This is a genomic window from Synechococcus sp. CS-603 (genome assembly GCF_977929215.1).
The window spans coordinates 1,812,381-1,826,306 of sequence record NZ_OZ376778.1; the positions used below are offsets into that span (position 1 = coordinate 1,812,381).

At 63.1% G+C, this 13,926-nt stretch carries 17 protein-coding genes and 1 other RNA gene; 7 read left to right on the top strand and 11 right to left on the bottom strand.

Annotated features, from left to right (window positions below):
- Positions 1 to 183: non-coding RNA, 6S RNA (ssrS, locus tag ACXMDM_RS09525), on the top strand.
- 60 nt (positions 184 to 243) lie between these two features.
- On the opposite strand, the gene ACXMDM_RS09530 is transcribed toward ssrS, so the two are convergent.
- Both ACXMDM_RS09530 and clpS read right to left on the bottom strand, forming a co-directional pair.
- A complete protein-coding gene (locus tag ACXMDM_RS09530) occupies positions 244 to 519 on the bottom strand; it encodes a DUF2103 domain-containing protein (protein WP_071801534.1) in 276 nt (91 codons plus the stop codon).
- A 38-nt stretch (positions 520 to 557) separates the two neighbouring features.
- On the bottom strand, positions 558 to 905 hold the full coding sequence (clpS, locus tag ACXMDM_RS09535; protein ID WP_071801535.1) for an ATP-dependent Clp protease adapter ClpS: 348 nt from the start codon (positions 903 to 905) through the stop codon (positions 558 to 560).
- A gap of 61 nt (positions 906 to 966) precedes the next feature.
- On the opposite strand from clpS, the gene petN reads away from it, so the two are divergent.
- The 3 genes from petN to ACXMDM_RS09550 all read left to right on the top strand — a co-directional run bounded on the left by petN (position 967) and on the right by ACXMDM_RS09550 (position 2,705).
- Complete coding sequence (gene petN, locus ACXMDM_RS09540) at positions 967 to 1,068, top strand: cytochrome b6-f complex subunit PetN (protein WP_071801536.1); 102 nt, start codon at positions 967 to 969, stop codon at positions 1,066 to 1,068.
- A gap of 246 nt (positions 1,069 to 1,314) precedes the next feature.
- Positions 1,315 to 2,037 carry a hypothetical protein gene (locus ACXMDM_RS09545; RefSeq protein WP_499569494.1) on the top strand — a complete coding sequence of 241 codons (723 nt, stop codon included), beginning with the start codon at positions 1,315 to 1,317 and terminating at the stop codon, positions 2,035 to 2,037.
- Positions 2,034 to 2,705, top strand: a complete 672-nt coding sequence (locus tag ACXMDM_RS09550) for a hypothetical protein (RefSeq protein WP_499569496.1) — start codon at positions 2,034 to 2,036, stop codon at positions 2,703 to 2,705. Before ACXMDM_RS09545 ends, ACXMDM_RS09550 begins: the two co-directional genes overlap by 4 nt.
- A 29-nt stretch (positions 2,706 to 2,734) precedes the next feature.
- Here the strand turns inward: ACXMDM_RS09550 and psb29 are convergent, their stop codons facing one another.
- The gene (gene psb29, locus ACXMDM_RS09555) at positions 2,735 to 3,529 is read right to left on the bottom strand and encodes a photosystem II biogenesis protein Psp29 (protein ID WP_259723139.1); all 795 of its coding nucleotides are present in this window, start codon (positions 3,527 to 3,529) and stop codon (positions 2,735 to 2,737) included.
- Between the two features lie 97 nt (positions 3,530 to 3,626).
- Here psb29 and clpP point away from each other — a divergent pair, with 97 nt between their 5' ends.
- Positions 3,627 to 4,220, top strand: coding sequence for an ATP-dependent Clp endopeptidase proteolytic subunit ClpP (clpP, locus tag ACXMDM_RS09560; protein ID WP_259723138.1), 594 nt, complete (start codon positions 3,627 to 3,629; stop codon positions 4,218 to 4,220).
- A gap of 152 nt (positions 4,221 to 4,372) precedes the next feature.
- On the opposite strand, the gene ACXMDM_RS09565 is transcribed toward clpP, so the two are convergent.
- The 5 genes from ACXMDM_RS09565 to pyk form a co-directional block, all read right to left on the bottom strand.
- Positions 4,373 to 4,633 carry a DUF7219 family protein gene (locus tag ACXMDM_RS09565; RefSeq protein ID WP_259723137.1) on the bottom strand — a complete coding sequence of 87 codons (261 nt, stop codon included), beginning with the start codon at positions 4,631 to 4,633 and terminating at the stop codon, positions 4,373 to 4,375.
- Between the two features lie 135 nt (positions 4,634 to 4,768).
- Positions 4,769 to 6,700 carry an ATP-dependent zinc metalloprotease FtsH gene (gene ftsH, locus ACXMDM_RS09570; protein WP_259723136.1) on the bottom strand — a complete coding sequence of 644 codons (1,932 nt, stop codon included), beginning with the start codon at positions 6,698 to 6,700 and terminating at the stop codon, positions 4,769 to 4,771.
- A gap of 139 nt (positions 6,701 to 6,839) precedes the next feature.
- Positions 6,840 to 7,079, bottom strand: coding sequence for a DUF1830 domain-containing protein (locus ACXMDM_RS09575; RefSeq protein ID WP_259723135.1), 240 nt, complete (start codon positions 7,077 to 7,079; stop codon positions 6,840 to 6,842).
- Between the two features lie 98 nt (positions 7,080 to 7,177).
- Positions 7,178 to 8,404 carry an ABC transporter permease gene (locus tag ACXMDM_RS09580; protein ID WP_259723134.1) on the bottom strand — a complete coding sequence of 409 codons (1,227 nt, stop codon included), beginning with the start codon at positions 8,402 to 8,404 and terminating at the stop codon, positions 7,178 to 7,180.
- Between the two features lie 40 nt (positions 8,405 to 8,444).
- Positions 8,445 to 10,232: a pyruvate kinase gene (pyk, locus tag ACXMDM_RS09585; RefSeq protein WP_259723133.1), complete on the bottom strand. Its 1,788-nt coding sequence runs from the start codon at positions 10,230 to 10,232 to the stop codon at positions 8,445 to 8,447.
- A gap of 67 nt (positions 10,233 to 10,299) precedes the next feature.
- Here pyk and ACXMDM_RS09590 point away from each other — a divergent pair, with 67 nt between their 5' ends.
- Together ACXMDM_RS09590 and ACXMDM_RS09595 are read left to right on the top strand one after the other, a co-directional pair.
- Positions 10,300 to 10,629: a nucleoside triphosphate pyrophosphohydrolase family protein gene (locus tag ACXMDM_RS09590; protein WP_259723132.1), complete on the top strand. Its 330-nt coding sequence runs from the start codon at positions 10,300 to 10,302 to the stop codon at positions 10,627 to 10,629.
- Positions 10,630 to 10,753: 124 nt separating this feature from the next.
- The gene (locus ACXMDM_RS09595; protein ID WP_499569501.1) at positions 10,754 to 11,275 is read left to right on the top strand and encodes a hypothetical protein; all 522 of its coding nucleotides are present in this window, start codon (positions 10,754 to 10,756) and stop codon (positions 11,273 to 11,275) included.
- 11 nt (positions 11,276 to 11,286) lie between these two features.
- Here ACXMDM_RS09595 and ACXMDM_RS09600 read toward each other — a convergent pair whose 3' ends face one another.
- The 3 genes from ACXMDM_RS09600 to ilvA form a co-directional block, all read right to left on the bottom strand.
- Positions 11,287 to 11,580 carry a YggT family protein gene (locus tag ACXMDM_RS09600; protein ID WP_259723131.1) on the bottom strand — a complete coding sequence of 98 codons (294 nt, stop codon included), beginning with the start codon at positions 11,578 to 11,580 and terminating at the stop codon, positions 11,287 to 11,289.
- 33 nt (positions 11,581 to 11,613) lie between these two features.
- A complete protein-coding gene (scpB, locus tag ACXMDM_RS09605) occupies positions 11,614 to 12,243 on the bottom strand; it encodes an SMC-Scp complex subunit ScpB (protein ID WP_499570396.1) in 630 nt (209 codons plus the stop codon).
- A 101-nt stretch (positions 12,244 to 12,344) separates the two neighbouring features.
- Positions 12,345 to 13,907 (bottom strand): threonine ammonia-lyase, biosynthetic, encoded by a 1,563-nt coding sequence (ilvA, locus tag ACXMDM_RS09610; protein ID WP_259723130.1) that lies wholly within the window; start codon positions 13,905 to 13,907, stop codon positions 12,345 to 12,347.
- Between the last annotated feature and the right edge of the window lie 19 nt (positions 13,908 to 13,926).

The window sequence follows — 13,926 nt, forward strand, 5'->3', positions numbered from 1 at the left end:
GGTGAGCTGCTGTGTTGGTGACTGCCTTTCACAGTTTTCTGATCTGACTCCCTCTTCGACGTGGGAGGTCTGTCGTGACGGTGCAGTAAGCCGGCCTCGTAGCCGGACACGGATCCCCACTTTGACCTCTCCCCTGGTTCATCCAGGTCGAAACCTGGGGCAAGACGGCACAGCGGTTCACCCCTTTCCTATTTCGGCCTTTTCAAAGCTCAGCCCTCCACTGATCCAAGCTCAGCTCCAGGCTCAGTGGGCCAGCCGGTCGAGTTCCAGCTGCAGGGTCTCTTTGTCCCAGCTGGTCACCACAAACACCTCCTGGGCTGAGCTGGCCCGCCGGGCCACCAGCTTGTAGCCACCGGTGATCGGCGTCGATACCCTCAGCCGCAGGCGGGGGCTGCGTCCCCGTACCCGACAGATCACCGCCGGGGTCACCGTCTCGATGCCGGGTCTGGTCGCCAGGGTTTTCAGCAGCGGAATCAGCCCTTCAAGGTAGGTGCTGTGGGTGATCACCACCCGGCCCATCCCGTTGCCCCACAAAGTCCAACGCTAGCTGGCTTGCCTCAGGCCGGCTCCAGTGGAGCCATGGTGAGGCCCTCGCCGCCGAGTTGCTGGTGGTAGAGCTCGGCCTGTTCTTGCTGACCACACCAGACCACCGCCGAGCCTGATTGATCGATCTGATGGGCCAGCTCCCAGGCCCGATCCGAACCCATTCCGGGAAGGATTTTCACCAGGCATTCCACGACGTGCTGAAACGTGTTCACGTCGTCGTTGAGCACCACCACCTTGAAGTGGGGATAGGGCTGTTGCTGCCGCACCCCCGCGAGGGCTGGCTGGCTACGGGTCGGGGTCGCTGTCGCACTTGCTGTTGCTGTTGCTGGATGGCTGAAGCTGCTGCTGGTTCTGGGCATGGAGGATCGAGGCAGGCCCAAGCCTAGGTAAGCTGCCTCAGCAAGCCAAAAGGGCACCGTTATGTTGATCACCCTGGGTTGGGCTTCTCTCGCCGCCCTGTTCAGCTTCTCGATCGCCATGGTGGTGTGGGGACGCAACGGCGACGGCAGCATCAACTTCTGAGCCGACGCTCCTTCACTTCAGGATGCCTGAGCTCTCCTTCGCTGGATCGACAGCACTCGCTGCGGTGGCCTCGTCTCTTCTGGTTTTCGTCACCGGGGGTGTGGTGTATCTCTCTGTTGTGGAATGGCGTGATCGTCGTCGACGCAACAAAGCCACGCCAAAACGCCGGTGAGCCTGTTGGCTGTTGCTAAGAATTGGAAGCGGCTACCCCGGCTACCCCGCCTCCCCTGGAAGGCGCTCCTGCCGGTGACCACTGTTCTGGTGGTGCTGTTGATTGCACTACCAGCTCTGCAGTTGCAGCGGTTTCCCCGCTCCAACGCCGCCGGTCTTGAGCGGCTGATGAGCGCATCGGCCCTGATCCAGAGCTTTGCGGCTGGTCCCCAGCGTCTGGTGCCGGCCCTTTGGGGCGAGCGACTCGGTCCCAGCCTCGCCCCCCGGCTTTGGGGACGGCAACGGGGCTTCTGGTGGCTGTTCTGGTCGGCCGATGGTGACCAGGCCGAGCCCTTTCTGGCCATGCCGAGCCGGACTTTCGGGGTTGCTCCTTCGGGCCCGTTGCCGGCCAACAGCTTGCGTGTCGATGACCTGGTGGTGGTCGCCCCTGATCCGCTGACCCTGCAAGTGCTTGAAGAGCAGCTGAGTCTCAGCCGGCGCCCTCCCCAGGGTCTGCAGGAGCGTTGTGTTGATCGCTTGCGTTCCGGCCAGGCGGTGGCTTGGACCAACACGGCCATGGCCCAGCTGGCTGGTCCCCTTGCCCCGTTGCTGCAGCGTTATCAGCAGGGCTGCCTCACGCTCGACAGTGACGCTTCGGGACTGCTCTGGCGGGGCGAATCCAGCGCAACGGTGGATCCGATCAGCTCCCCAGTGCCCCTGCCATCGCCGTTGGCTGCGGCCCCAAGCCCTCCCCTGCCCCCTCCCTGCTGCTTGACGTGCGCGGTGAACGGCTTGACCTGCTGGTTCAGGACCTGTTGACCCGGCAATTAATCCGCGAACCGTTGAGCGAGCGCTACGGGCTCAGCCCTGCGCTCTCGGAGCGCCTGGCTGCGACGCCGTTTGTGTTACGCATCAAGCCCCTGCCGAGCGGCCCGTTTCAGGCCTCTCTGGATCTCCAGCTTGCTGTCGGCAAAGACCGCAGCGCCTGGGATGAATGGTTGCTTCCCCTGAGGGAAGCCCTGCTGGCCCAGGGCCTGACCCTGAAGCTGCCTGGTGAGGCCAAGCCAGCAGACCAGACCCTGCCAGAAGAACAAACCAAGCCTGCAGAACTAACCAAGCAACCGAACCCCGCCAAGCCGGGTCCGCTGCCGCCCCTGATCTGGCAGCGCCAGGACGGAACCGTGGTTGGTGGTTGGCGATGGATCACGGCTGGCGACGCAGCTGCCGCCAATCTGCTGTTTTTTCTGGGGCCACTGCCGTCTGAAGTCCCGCCCCTGATGGCGCCTGTCCCGCCTGGAGTGGCCTTGATCTTGAAGGCCCGCCCTGCAGCGCTCTCCTCCGCTTCACTGCTCCCCCAGGGATTGCCACCCGTGATCAGCCAGGCCGAGCAGCTTGAACTGTTCAGCGCTACAAAACCTAACGCGGACCAGAAGCCAGGGCCGTTGTCCTCGTTGTGGGGATCCCTACAGCTGGCGGAAGATCCCTGAGCGCGCAGATAGAGGTCTTGCGGCCTCGTTCAGCGGCTGGCGCTGGGGGCGGCAGGTTCGCTGCTGGGGCTGGTCTCACTGGCTTCGCTGGCGGCTCCTTCGCCGCTGAGTGCAGGGGTCTCAGTGGCCGCTTTGGCGCTGACCTCTTGCCGCGCCGTCAGTTCCTCAGCCTGGCGCTGGCGTCGCCGCCGATCAGCAGCCACGGTTTCCTCCATCAACTCAACGGCTTGGGCCATCTTCTCGAGATTGCCGGCGTAGAGGCTGAGGTCCTTATCAACGCGCTCTTTGAGCAGGCCCATCGTGGCGCTGATCTCGTGGGCCGACGCCTGCAGCGCTTGGGGCTCCAGGCTGCCTGCCCCTTGGGCTTGTTGCAGCAGGCTGAGCAGGCCAACGGCGAACAGGCGGGAGTAGTGGAAATCAGGGCGTTTGACCTGCTCGAGAACCCCGGCGATGGGTTCCGGTGCTCCCTCGCCCTGCGCTGAGAGCCAGCCTCTGACCTCTTCCAGGCTGTGCTTGCCGACCATTTGAACGGCCGCCTCCCGCTCGCGGCGGAACTCGGCGGCATCGAAGCCAGCTGAGGCGCACAGAGCCACAAACAGTGGCTCTTGCAGGGATTCGGGGCGGTAACCCTTGGCAAAGCTGTCGAACACCTGGGTCAGGCCGGTAGCGAAGAGCGCATCACGGGCAAACCCCTTTTGGCGGCTGAGCAGGTGGAGCTCGACAAGCAGCTCATCCACCAGGCGCCGATAGAGGGGAGCAATCACATAGGGAAAGGCCTGATGAAAAGCGCGCTTGCTGTCAGCGACGGTGAGACTGGCACCCACACTTGGTTCCCATGATTATCTGGACCATAGCGCCGGGCACACCCCGAGTCGGCGATCGGCCTCGGTAAGATCGAGACACTGTGTTGATGGTTTGCCGATGATCCCGATCGTGATTGAGGATTCGGGCAGGGGCGAGCGCGCCTTCGATATCTATTCCCGTCTGCTTCGAGAGCGGATCATTTTCCTCGGAGAGCCCGTCACCTCAGAGTCAGCCAATCGGGTCGTGGCCCAGCTGCTGTTTCTTGAAGCAGAAGATCCCGACAAGGACATCTACCTCTACGTCAATTCACCGGGTGGATCTGTCTACGACGGTCTCGGTATTTTTGACACCATGCAGCACATCAAGCCTGATGTTCAGACTGTATGTGTCGGACTGGCGGCCAGCATGGGGGCTTTTCTGCTCAATGCTGGCGCCGCAGGCAAGCGCAGCAGCCTGCACCACTCCCGGATCATGATCCACCAGCCCCTCGGTGGCGCCCGTGGCCAGGCCAGCGACATCCGCATTCAGGCCGATGAGATTCTTTACCTCAAAGACAAGTTGAATCGGGAGTTGGCAGAGCGGACCGGCCAACCGCTTGACCGGATCCAGCAAGACACGGACCGTGACTTCTTCATGTCACCAGAAGAGGCCGTGACCTACGGACTGATCGACAAGGTGATTGAGCGTCGCCCGATCCGGCCAGTCAGTTGAACGGATCGAAATACACGATTATCTATAACTTTGGCTAGCTCGTTTCATCTTGGGAGTATCATTCAAGATTAAATTAGTCCAGATTAGCCGGTCTGGGTTGAATTGATCTGGACTGGATTGATTCAAACTTGTTTTAACAGCAAGCTGGTGGGTCAGTCAGTTTGCTCTCCTTTGTTCTTGCCGAGTTTATTGTCTATCAAGTGGCCCTTGCTGCCTTTGAGTTCTTTCCAGAGCTGTCTGATCTCTAAATAGGCATTGTCTTGGCTGACCTTGCCATTACTTTGGAGTCCGACAATCAGCCCCACCCTCTCGGCAAACATCTCAAGATTCTGGTGGAAGGCCACCCGTTCTGGAGTCCAGTCATCGCCGCGGTATTGGCTGAACGACTCCATTGGCGAGTGAGTATTGCTCAAGGTGGATAGGCGACGTATCCCACATTAGTTTGCAAGATACTGAGCTTGATGAACAATAGGTTAAGAAAATAATTCCAATGCAAGCGGAAAGCCTTGGCTTTCCGCCCCACGACCACCACCTTTGCTGGCTTGGCCTTAGCTGGCCTGAAGCAGGGGAGAAAATCGCTCCTTCTCGGGAATCTCCGTGAATTCGGCGACAATGCTGCGCAGCTCATCCCCATCGAGTGTTTCTTTCTCAATCAGCAGTTCGACCAGACGGTCCATGCAGGCTCGGTTGCTTTCCACCAAGGCGACGGTGTCGCGGTAGCAACTGTCGACAATCAGCCTGATCTGCTCGTCAATCCGCTTGGAGATCGACTCGGAGATGTCACTGCGGGTCATCAGATCGCGTCCCAGGAACACCTCCTGATTGCCACCTTCCAAAGACACGGGTCCCAGGGCGCTCATGCCGAAACGGGTCACCATCTGGCGGGCCATACCGGCCACCTGCTGGATGTCACCGCCGGCACCAGTGGTCACCTCGGCATGGCCGAAGACCACGGCTTCTGCAGCCCGCCCGCCCAGGGCTCCCATGATGCGGGAGCGTAGCTGGACACGGCTGACCAGCATCTGGTCCTCATCAGGAGAGAACCAGGTGAGGCCCTGGGCCTGGCCGCGGGGGATCAGGGTGACTTTCTGGACGGGGTCATGTTGCTTGACCAGGGTGCCCACAAGGGCGTGGCCAACCTCGTGATAGGCGATCAATCGTTTGCTGCGCCCATCGGTGAGCGGTTTGCCTTCCATGCCTGCAATCACCCGATCGACCGCATCGTCGATTTCTGCGAGGGTGGTGGCTTCCTTGCGGCGCCTGGCCGTGAGGATGGCCGCCTCATTGAGCAGGTTGGCGAGATCAGCTCCGGTGAAACCGGGCGTGCGTCGCGCGATGGCTTCGAGCGAGACACCCTCAGCCAACTTCTTGTTGCGGGAGTGCACCTTCAGGATCGACAGGCGTCCCTTGATGTCAGGGGCGTCGACGGAAACCTGGCGGTCGAATCGGCCGGGGCGCAGCAGGGCTGAATCCAGCACATCGGGGCGGTTGGTGGCCGCGATGATGATGATTCCTGTGTTCCCTTCAAAGCCATCCATTTCGGTGAGCAGCTGGTTCAGGGTCTGCTCCCGTTCATCGTTGCCGCCACCGATTCCGGCACCGCGCTGCCGTCCCACAGCATCGATCTCGTCGATGAAGATCAGGCAGGGGCTGTTCTCCTTGGCTCGCTTGAACAGGTCGCGGACGCGGCTGGCACCGACTCCGACAAACATCTCGACAAATTCAGAGCCTGAGAGTGAGAAGAAGGGAACACCGGCCTCGCCGGCGATCGCCTTGGCCAACAGTGTCTTGCCGGTTCCTGGCGGCCCCACCAACAGAAGGCCACGGGGAATTTTTGCTCCCACCGATGTGAACCGCTCGGGCTGTTTCAAAAAGGTGACCACTTCTTCGAGGTCTTCCTTGGCTTCTTCCACGCCGGCGACGTCATCGAATTTGACGCCGGTTTCGGCCTCCATGGCAAAACGGGCCTTGGTCTTACCGAACTGCATCGCCTGACCAGGACCGCCGGGCATCGAGGAGGAGCGGCGGGCCAGAAAGATCAACGACCCGATCAACAGCAGCGGGAAGAGCAGGTTGCCAAGGATGCCCAAAGCTGGCGGATTGTTCTTGGGGGGATGGATATCGAAGCTGATCCCCTGTTGCTTAAGGGTGTTGATCAGCTCGGGTGCCAGCCCGGGCAGATCAACCCGCAGGCGTTGGACGCGGTTATCGAGTTCAGGATCGACAGCTTCGATCACGGCATTGCGGCCGCCGTCATAGATGTCGACGGCCGTGACCCGCCCGGCTTCGACGTAATCGAGGAAGCGGCCGTAGCTCATGCGTGCGACGGCCGTGTTACGAGGACCGGCCGTTGCCTGCCCCTGGGGAGCGAAGCGATCACCGCCACCACCACCTGCGCTGCCGAGCACCTGCCAGGCCAGAAACAGCCCCACGGCCAGCGGCAGGAGCCAGAGAGCGATCAGACGCCAGCGCTGATTCATGGAGCGACCTTTAATTTTACGAATTGTAAAGCCCGGACTTGCCGGCCGGTGCCGGTGCCTGCTGGACTCTTGGCCAACTCAGTCTGTCACGGGCGGCAGGTTGAATGCCGCTTGGGCGCTGATGCCTGGGGATCGATGTTCAAGCAGGCCGTTTGTCGCCTTCCTCGATCATCAGTTCGGCGGCGGCCACGGTCTCCAGCAGCTCAGGCCCGCCCAGGCCATGGGTCCAGATTTCCAGTTCCGAGCCCAGCGGAGCTTCGAAGCTCAGCAACTCGAAGGGGAACACCACCCGCTCCAGATAAAACTCCTGGGGACCGCAACAGCGCACGATCACCATGCGATCGCTGGTGTTGCGGAAACCGCAGGGAAGGCGGGACACAGTTACAAAGCATCATCGAATGCTCATCAACCCATCAATGGGCAGGGAGTGTTGGTCGCGATGGCAACCAATCGGTCTTCTTAAGGTTTTGTGCTGGCTCAGAGGCTGCGCAGGGCCACGATCGGGTCGAGCCGGGCGGCGCGGCGGGCGGGCACCACCCCGAAGAAGAGCCCGATTCCGCCCGAGAGCCCAACGGTGAACACCACGCTGTTCAGCGCGATCGCTGCAGGCAATGGGGTGAAGCGGGCTGCTGCCCCAACAGTGGCCAGCCCCACAGCACTGCCGATCAAGCCACCAAGGCTGGCGAGCACAAGCGACTCGACCAGAAATTGCAGAAGCACATCGCCACTGCGGGCACCGAGTGCCTTGCGCAAGCCGATCTCCGCGGTGCGCTCACTCACCGAGACCAACATGATGTTCATGATGCCGATGCCACCCACCAGCAGGGAGACCCCGCCGATGGCTCCCAGCATCAGGGTCAGGCCGCCGGTGATCGAGCCCACGATCGAGAGGGCATCCTGTTGGGAGCGCACGGCGAAATCGTCCTCCCGCAGGATGCGGTGGCGCTGGCGCAGCAGGTTGGTGATCTGGAACTTGGCCGCTCCGGTGCTGGCCTCATTGAGCGCCTCGACGCTGATGAAGGTGAGGCTCACCCCGAAGCGGGTGCGTCCCCCCAACTTGTTGACCATCGTGGTCAGTGGGATGTAGGCAGCTTCGTCCTGGTTGCTCCCAAAGGCAGCGCCTTTAGGAGCCATCACGCCGATCACCTCGAACGACTGATCACGGATTCGCAGGGTCTGGCCGACGGCGGCTCCGACCGGCAGTAACTTGTCGCGCAGGTCGGGGCCGATCACGGCCACATTGCGGGCGGATGACATGTCATCCGGGCTGAAGAAACGCCCCTGGGCCACCTCAAAGCGGCGCACGGGCAGGAATTCCGGAGTGATCCCCGACACCGACGAATTGACGCTGTTCGAGCCGGCCTGGACCACCTCGTTCAGGGTGATCTGGGGGGCTACGCGGCGGACGCTGGGGACCTGTTCAGCAATGGCGTCGGCATCGTCGAGCACCAGGGTGCGCGGGGGGGCGATGCCTTGCCTGCGGGTGTCGTTGCTGCCCGGCACGATGAACAGGACATTGGCCCCAAGGGTGTTGAGCTGGTTCTCCGCCAGGTTCTGGGCTCCCCTGCCGACCCCCACCAGGGTGATCACTGAGGCGTTGCCGATCACGATGCCCAGCATGGTCAGCAGGCTGCGCAGGCGATTGGCCTTGAGGGTGGTCAGGGCCATCCCCACGGTTTCGGAGAGGGGAAGTTTTGCTGCCATCAATCGTCAGGCAAGGCTCAGGCGGCCATCATGGCCAAGATCAGATCCTGCCGTTCCGGTCGGATGCGGTGTTGTAGCTGCGTGCGCCTCTGTGCACCAGGCCCTCGCGCACCTCCATGGTCACGAACTCGCCATGGCGCAGGTCGGTGGTGGCGTTGCTGACACCGACGATCACCGGCACACCCAGCCTCTGGGCGATCACCGCGGCGTGGCTTTCACTGCCCGCGGCCTCGGCAATCACCGCCTTGGCTTTACGGATCGCGCTGAGGTAGTCCGCGGTGGTCTCGCGCACCACCAGAATCTCGCCGTCGACCAGGCGGGCAGCAGCCTCAGGGCTGGTGGCCACCCGCACCCTGCCGCTGACGGAGCCATTGCCGATCCCCAGCCCGCGACCCAGCACTGCTGAGACGATCCCCACCTTGACCAGATCCGTGGAGCCGCTCACCCCTGACAAGGTTCCGGCGGTCTGAACCACCAGATCCCCTTCCTTGAGCAGCCCCTGCTCCTGGGCGATGCCCATCGCCAGGGTGAAGGTGCTGGAGGTGGACTCCTGGTCGTCGATCAGCAGGGGGTTCACGCCCCAGACCATCTGGAGCTGGCGGGCCACATTCACATCGCTTGTGATCGCCAGGATGGTGGTGCAGGGCCTGAATTTACTGACGTTCCTCGCGGTGGCTCCGCTCTTGGTGAGGGGCAGGATCGCCGCGGCCCGAAGCTGGCGGGCGATCGTGCTCACCGCCTGGCTGATCGCATTGGGAATGGTGCTGGCCATGTGGCTGTCCACGGGGCGGCTGGGATAGTCACGCTCGATCCGGCAGGCAATCCGCGCCATCGTGGCCACCGCTTCCACCGGGTAGTCGCCCACGGCTGTTTCGTTGGAGAGCATCACCGCGTCAGTGCCGTCGAGAATGGCGTTGGCCACGTCACTCACCTCGGCGCGGGTGGGGCGGGGGCAGCTGGCCATGCTGTCGAGCATCTGGGTGGCCGTGATGATCGGGATGCCGAGCGAGTTGGCTTTGCGGATCAATTCCTTCTGCAACAGCGGCACTTCCTCCGCTGGCATCTCAACGCCCAGATCGCCCCGGGCCACCATGACGCCGTCGCAGAGGGGCAAGATCTGATCGATCTGATCGATCGCCTCGAACTTCTCGATCTTGGCGATCACCGGCGTGGTGTGGCCGTGGCTGTTGATCAGGTCGCGGATCTCCTGCATGTCAGAGGGGTTGCGCACGAAGCTGAGCGCCACCCAGTCGACACCCTGTTGCAAGCCGAAGGCCAGATCATGGCGGTCCTTGTCGGTCAGGGCCCGGATCGAGAGCTGAACATCGGGGAAGTTCACCCCCTTGTTATTGGAGAGCACACCGCCCACCACCACGGTGCAGTGCAGGGTTTGCTGGAGCTTGTCGACCCGGTCGACGACCATCTCGACCCGGCCGTCGTCGAGCAAGATGCGACTGCCCGCCATCACCTCATCGGAGAGTTTGTCGTAGGTGACGGTGGCGATCTCCTGGTTGCAGGCCACATCGCGCGAGGTGAGGTCGAAACTATCGCCGTTCGCCAGGGTGATCGGCCCGCCGATGAAGCGACCCAGACGGATCTTGGGCCCTTGAAGATCCTGGAGGATGCCGACGTGAATGCCCAGCTCATGGGCCACCTGGCGGATGGTGGCGATGCGCAGGGCATGCTCCGCGTGGTCGCCGTGGGAAAAGTTCAGCCGGAAGGTGGTGGCTCCCGCATGGATCAACTGGCGGAGCCGCTCGGGTGATTCGGTGGCAGGACCGATGGTGGCCACGATCTTGGTGCGACGCGACAGATCGGGTTGGGCCATCGGGGGGGCCAAATGTTGAGCGGAAACTACCATCCGGTCCTGCCCGTGCGCCGCAACAACGGAACCGATGGACCTCAATCACTACCAAGTCCAGGCCCGTGCAACGGCCCGTTACCCCCAGGTGGGGGCCAATCCGATTTATCCCACCCTGGGTCTGTGCGGTGAGGCCGGTGAAGTGGCCGACAAGGTCAAGAAGGTCCTCCGCGACCAAGGCGGCGTCTTCGACAACGCGGCGCTCGAGAGCATCAAGCTGGAGCTTGGCGATGTGCTCTGGTACGTCGCCCAGCTCTCCAGTGAGTTCGGCTTCGACCTTGCCGAGGTGGCCAGCGCCAATTTGCTCAAACTGGCCAGCCGGGCCGAGCGCAACGTGATCGGCGGCAGCGGCGATCAGCGCTGAACAACCACTCCAGAACAACCACTCCAGAACAACCACTGCAGAATCTTGATTCCCGCGAAGATGGGCCTGAGCGGGCCAGCCTGCTCCTGATCTTTGCTGGCCTGACCCGTCCTGGCCCGATCCGATGCCTGCCCAAACTCGCCCCAATCCACAGTCCCGCTGGGGCTTGCCCAGCCCTTTGCAGGCCGCCTTTGTCACCGCCCTGTTGGTGGCCTTCTGGCTGCTGGTGATGCCGGTTGCACCGGCGCTGGCGGCCGATCTGGCCGTCACTGAGATCAGCCTGGAGCCTTGTCCTGCCGAGGATGCCGGGGCCCAGCCCGAGCTGCAGCGCCCGGTGGGTGCCAGTTGTTATGCCCTGCGGGGGGTGGTGACCAACCCAGGCTCAAGGCCTGTGGTGGACACCGACCTGTTCGCCCAGATCCTCGACGCCAGTGGCGAGCCCGTGCTGCAGAACCGCAGCAGGGTGGGTTCGATCGGCGATGTGCCGCCAGGGCCAATGTCGTTCGCTTTGCGCCTGGCGGTGCCGGCAGCGACTCCAGGTCCGTTGCAGGTGAGCAAAGCCAAGGCCCGTGGCTTCAAGGCGCCGGTTCGGGTGCGGGCCCAAGCCGGTGAGGAGCTGCTCCCCCTGGAGCTCGATGTGTCTTGAACTCTGAGGCCTCAGAAGCCGAGACCACCAGAGGGGAGCGAGGCGCTGAGGCTGCCGAGTAAACCCTGGGCCAGGCTGAGGGTGATGAAGGCGATGATCGCGGAAAGGTCAAGGCCGCCCAGGGGCGGGATCAGACCGCGGAAGGCATTGAGGTAAGGATCGGTGATCGAGCTGACTGTGGCCAGCACCGGATTGCTCCAGTCAAGATTGGGGAACCAGCTCAACAGCACCCTGACCAGGAGCACCAGGCTGTAGATGCTCAGGGTCTGGGCCAGGACGGCAAAGATCGAGCTGAGAATGGACACGGTTCTCGTCAGAACAAAGTTCAGGCTCCGACTCTATGCAGCTTTGTCCCCATCCCTTGGCAGCCGAGCTGATTCAGCCGATGGCAGTGAGGCTGATGGAGAGGCCACAGGCTTGGTGGCCAAGGCTTCCTGGAGTTCGTCTTTGACAGCGAAGGTGCGATGGAATTTCTCGCTGAGGCTGACCCAGTAGGAACGCCCCTCACTCTGGCGGCGCCGTTCGATGAAGTTCTGGGCCATCAGTTCCTTGATGTGGTCGTAGGCCCCCGACCCCCTCAGTTCCACCAGGTCGGATTGAAGAATGCGCTTTTTCAGGGCGATGGTGGCCAGGGTGCGCAGGGTGGCGGTGCTCAGTTCGACGGGAAGCAGATTGCGAACCAGATCGCCCAGGCTCTCGCGCAGCTGCAGGCTGTAGCGCGGGCCCTCCTGGCTGATCTCCAGGGCCGTGTCGCGGTGGGCGTAGTCGGCCATCAGGGTGATCAGGGCCAGCTCCACCTCTTGCCTGGTCACCACGTCTGGCTGGTCGCGGCTGGCGATCTCAGCCAGCTCGCTGATGGCCACCGGCCGGCCCTTGAGGTAGAGGATCGCCTCCAGCCGGGCGGCCAGGGAGATGGATTCGGCCGCTGCCCCCGCTTGATGGGGCGCTACGGCCTGTATCGCAGCCAGTGGCTGCTTTGGGACGGGCTGATTGTCTCCTGGGTCTTGATCGCTCGACACCGGAGTTCACCCGCAGAGCTCTGCCGGCAACGTACCGCAGCTGTTCTGGTTCAGGCCACCACCGGAATCGGGCGGTGGGTGGCCCCGAGAAACAAGGCATAGGCGGGATTGCCGGTTTCCTCCCAGTGGCGGTAGCCCAGTCCAGAGAGGAATGCCTGCCAGGCGTCGCGTTCGCCATCGGCCACCTGAACGCCGACGACGATCCGGCCGACGTCGGCGCCTTGGTTCCGGTAATGAAAAATGCTGATCGTCCAGTTGGGGTGGAGGGCGCTGACGAAGGCCATCAGCGCCCCGGGCCGCTCTGGAAATTCGAAGCGATACAGCAGCTCCTCGCTAATATCTGCTGGGGTGTGGGCCACCGCCTGGGGCAAGCGGCCGCCCACCATGTGGCGCAGGTGCAGCTTGGCCAGTTCGTTGCGGCTCAGGTCCAGGCAGGCGAATCCTCCCCTGCGCAGCTGCTCGATCAGTTGTTCGGTGTCGCTTCTGCCACTGATCTGCACGCCCAGAAAGATCTGGGCCACGTTGGGATCCGCCATCCGGTAGCTGAATTCAGTCAGGCTGCGCTGGCCGAGCTGCTCACAGAGCCGGCGCAGGCTGCCGGTGCGCTCGGGGATCTCCACTGCCAGCATCGCTTCGCGTTCTTCGCCCAACTCGGCCCGCTCGGCGACGAAGCGCAGGCGATCGAAATTCATGTTGGCGCCGCAGGCCACCGCCACCAGGGTGCGCCCCTGCAGTCCACGCCGTTGCACATCGGCCTTCAGGCCGGCCACGGCCAGGGCGCCGGCGGGCTCAAGGATCGAGCGGGTGTCCTCGAACACGTCCTTGATCGCCGCACAGATCGCATCGGTGTTCACCGTCACCATGGCGTCCACGTAGCGCTGGGCCAGCTCGAAGGTGTGAACGCCCACTTCGCGCACCGCCACGCCATCGGCGAACAGGCCGACCTGCTCTAAGCACACCCGCTTGCCGGCGGCCAGCGAGCGGGTCATGGCGTCAGCATCCACCGGCTCCACCCCGATGATCTCCACCTTGGGCCAGACGCTCTTGACATAGGCGGCAATGCCGGCGATCAAGCCCCCACCGCCGACAGCCACGTAGATCGCGTCGGGGGGAGGAGAGGCCTGCCGCAGGATTTCAAGGCCAACGGTGCCCTGGCCGGCGATCACCTCGGGATCATCGAAGGGGTGGATGAAGCTGAGCTGCAGGCTGGCCTCCAGCCGCCGGGCCTCCAGGTAAGCCTCGTCATAGGTGTCGCCATGCAGCACTACCTCGGCGCCGCGGGCCGTCACGGCGCGCACCTTCATCTCCGGGGTGGTGAGTGGCATCACGATCACCGCCCGGCAACCCAATTTGCAGGCTGCCAGCGCCACCCCCTGGGCATGGTTGCCGGCACTGGCGGCGATTACACCCCGCTTCAGCTCACTGGCAGAGAGGTGGACCATGCGGTTGTAGGCGCCGCGCAGCTTGAAGGAAAAGACCGGCTGGAGGTCCTCCCGTTTGAGCAGCACCGTGTTGCCCAGCCGAAGGGAGAGGTTCGGTGCCGGATCGAGTGGCGACTCGATCGCCACGTCGTAGACCCTGGCCCGCAGGATGCGCTGCAGATAGTCGTCCATAGGCCCAGTGTGGCAACCG

Coding starts and splice junctions, on each gene's coding strand:
- ftsH (WP_259723136.1), bottom strand. CDS start 6,700: ATGAATCAGCGCTGGCGTCTGATCGCTCTCTGGCTCCTGCCGCTGGCC.
- ACXMDM_RS09530 (WP_071801534.1), bottom strand. CDS start 519: ATGGGCCGGGTGGTGATCACCCACAGCACCTACCTTGAAGGGCTGATT.
- clpS (WP_071801535.1), bottom strand. CDS start 905: ATGCCCAGAACCAGCAGCAGCTTCAGCCATCCAGCAACAGCAACAGCA.
- ACXMDM_RS09590 (WP_259723132.1), top strand. CDS start 10,300: ATGGACCTCAATCACTACCAAGTCCAGGCCCGTGCAACGGCCCGTTAC.
- pyk (WP_259723133.1), bottom strand. CDS start 10,232: ATGGCCCAACCCGATCTGTCGCGTCGCACCAAGATCGTGGCCACCATC.
- clpP (WP_259723138.1), top strand. CDS start 3,627: ATGATCCCGATCGTGATTGAGGATTCGGGCAGGGGCGAGCGCGCCTTC.
- ACXMDM_RS09580 (WP_259723134.1), bottom strand. CDS start 8,404: ATGGCAGCAAAACTTCCCCTCTCCGAAACCGTGGGGATGGCCCTGACC.
- ilvA (WP_259723130.1), bottom strand. CDS start 13,907: ATGGACGACTATCTGCAGCGCATCCTGCGGGCCAGGGTCTACGACGTG.
- ACXMDM_RS09595 (WP_499569501.1), top strand. CDS start 10,754: ATGCCTGCCCAAACTCGCCCCAATCCACAGTCCCGCTGGGGCTTGCCC.
- petN (WP_071801536.1), top strand. CDS start 967: ATGTTGATCACCCTGGGTTGGGCTTCTCTCGCCGCCCTGTTCAGCTTC.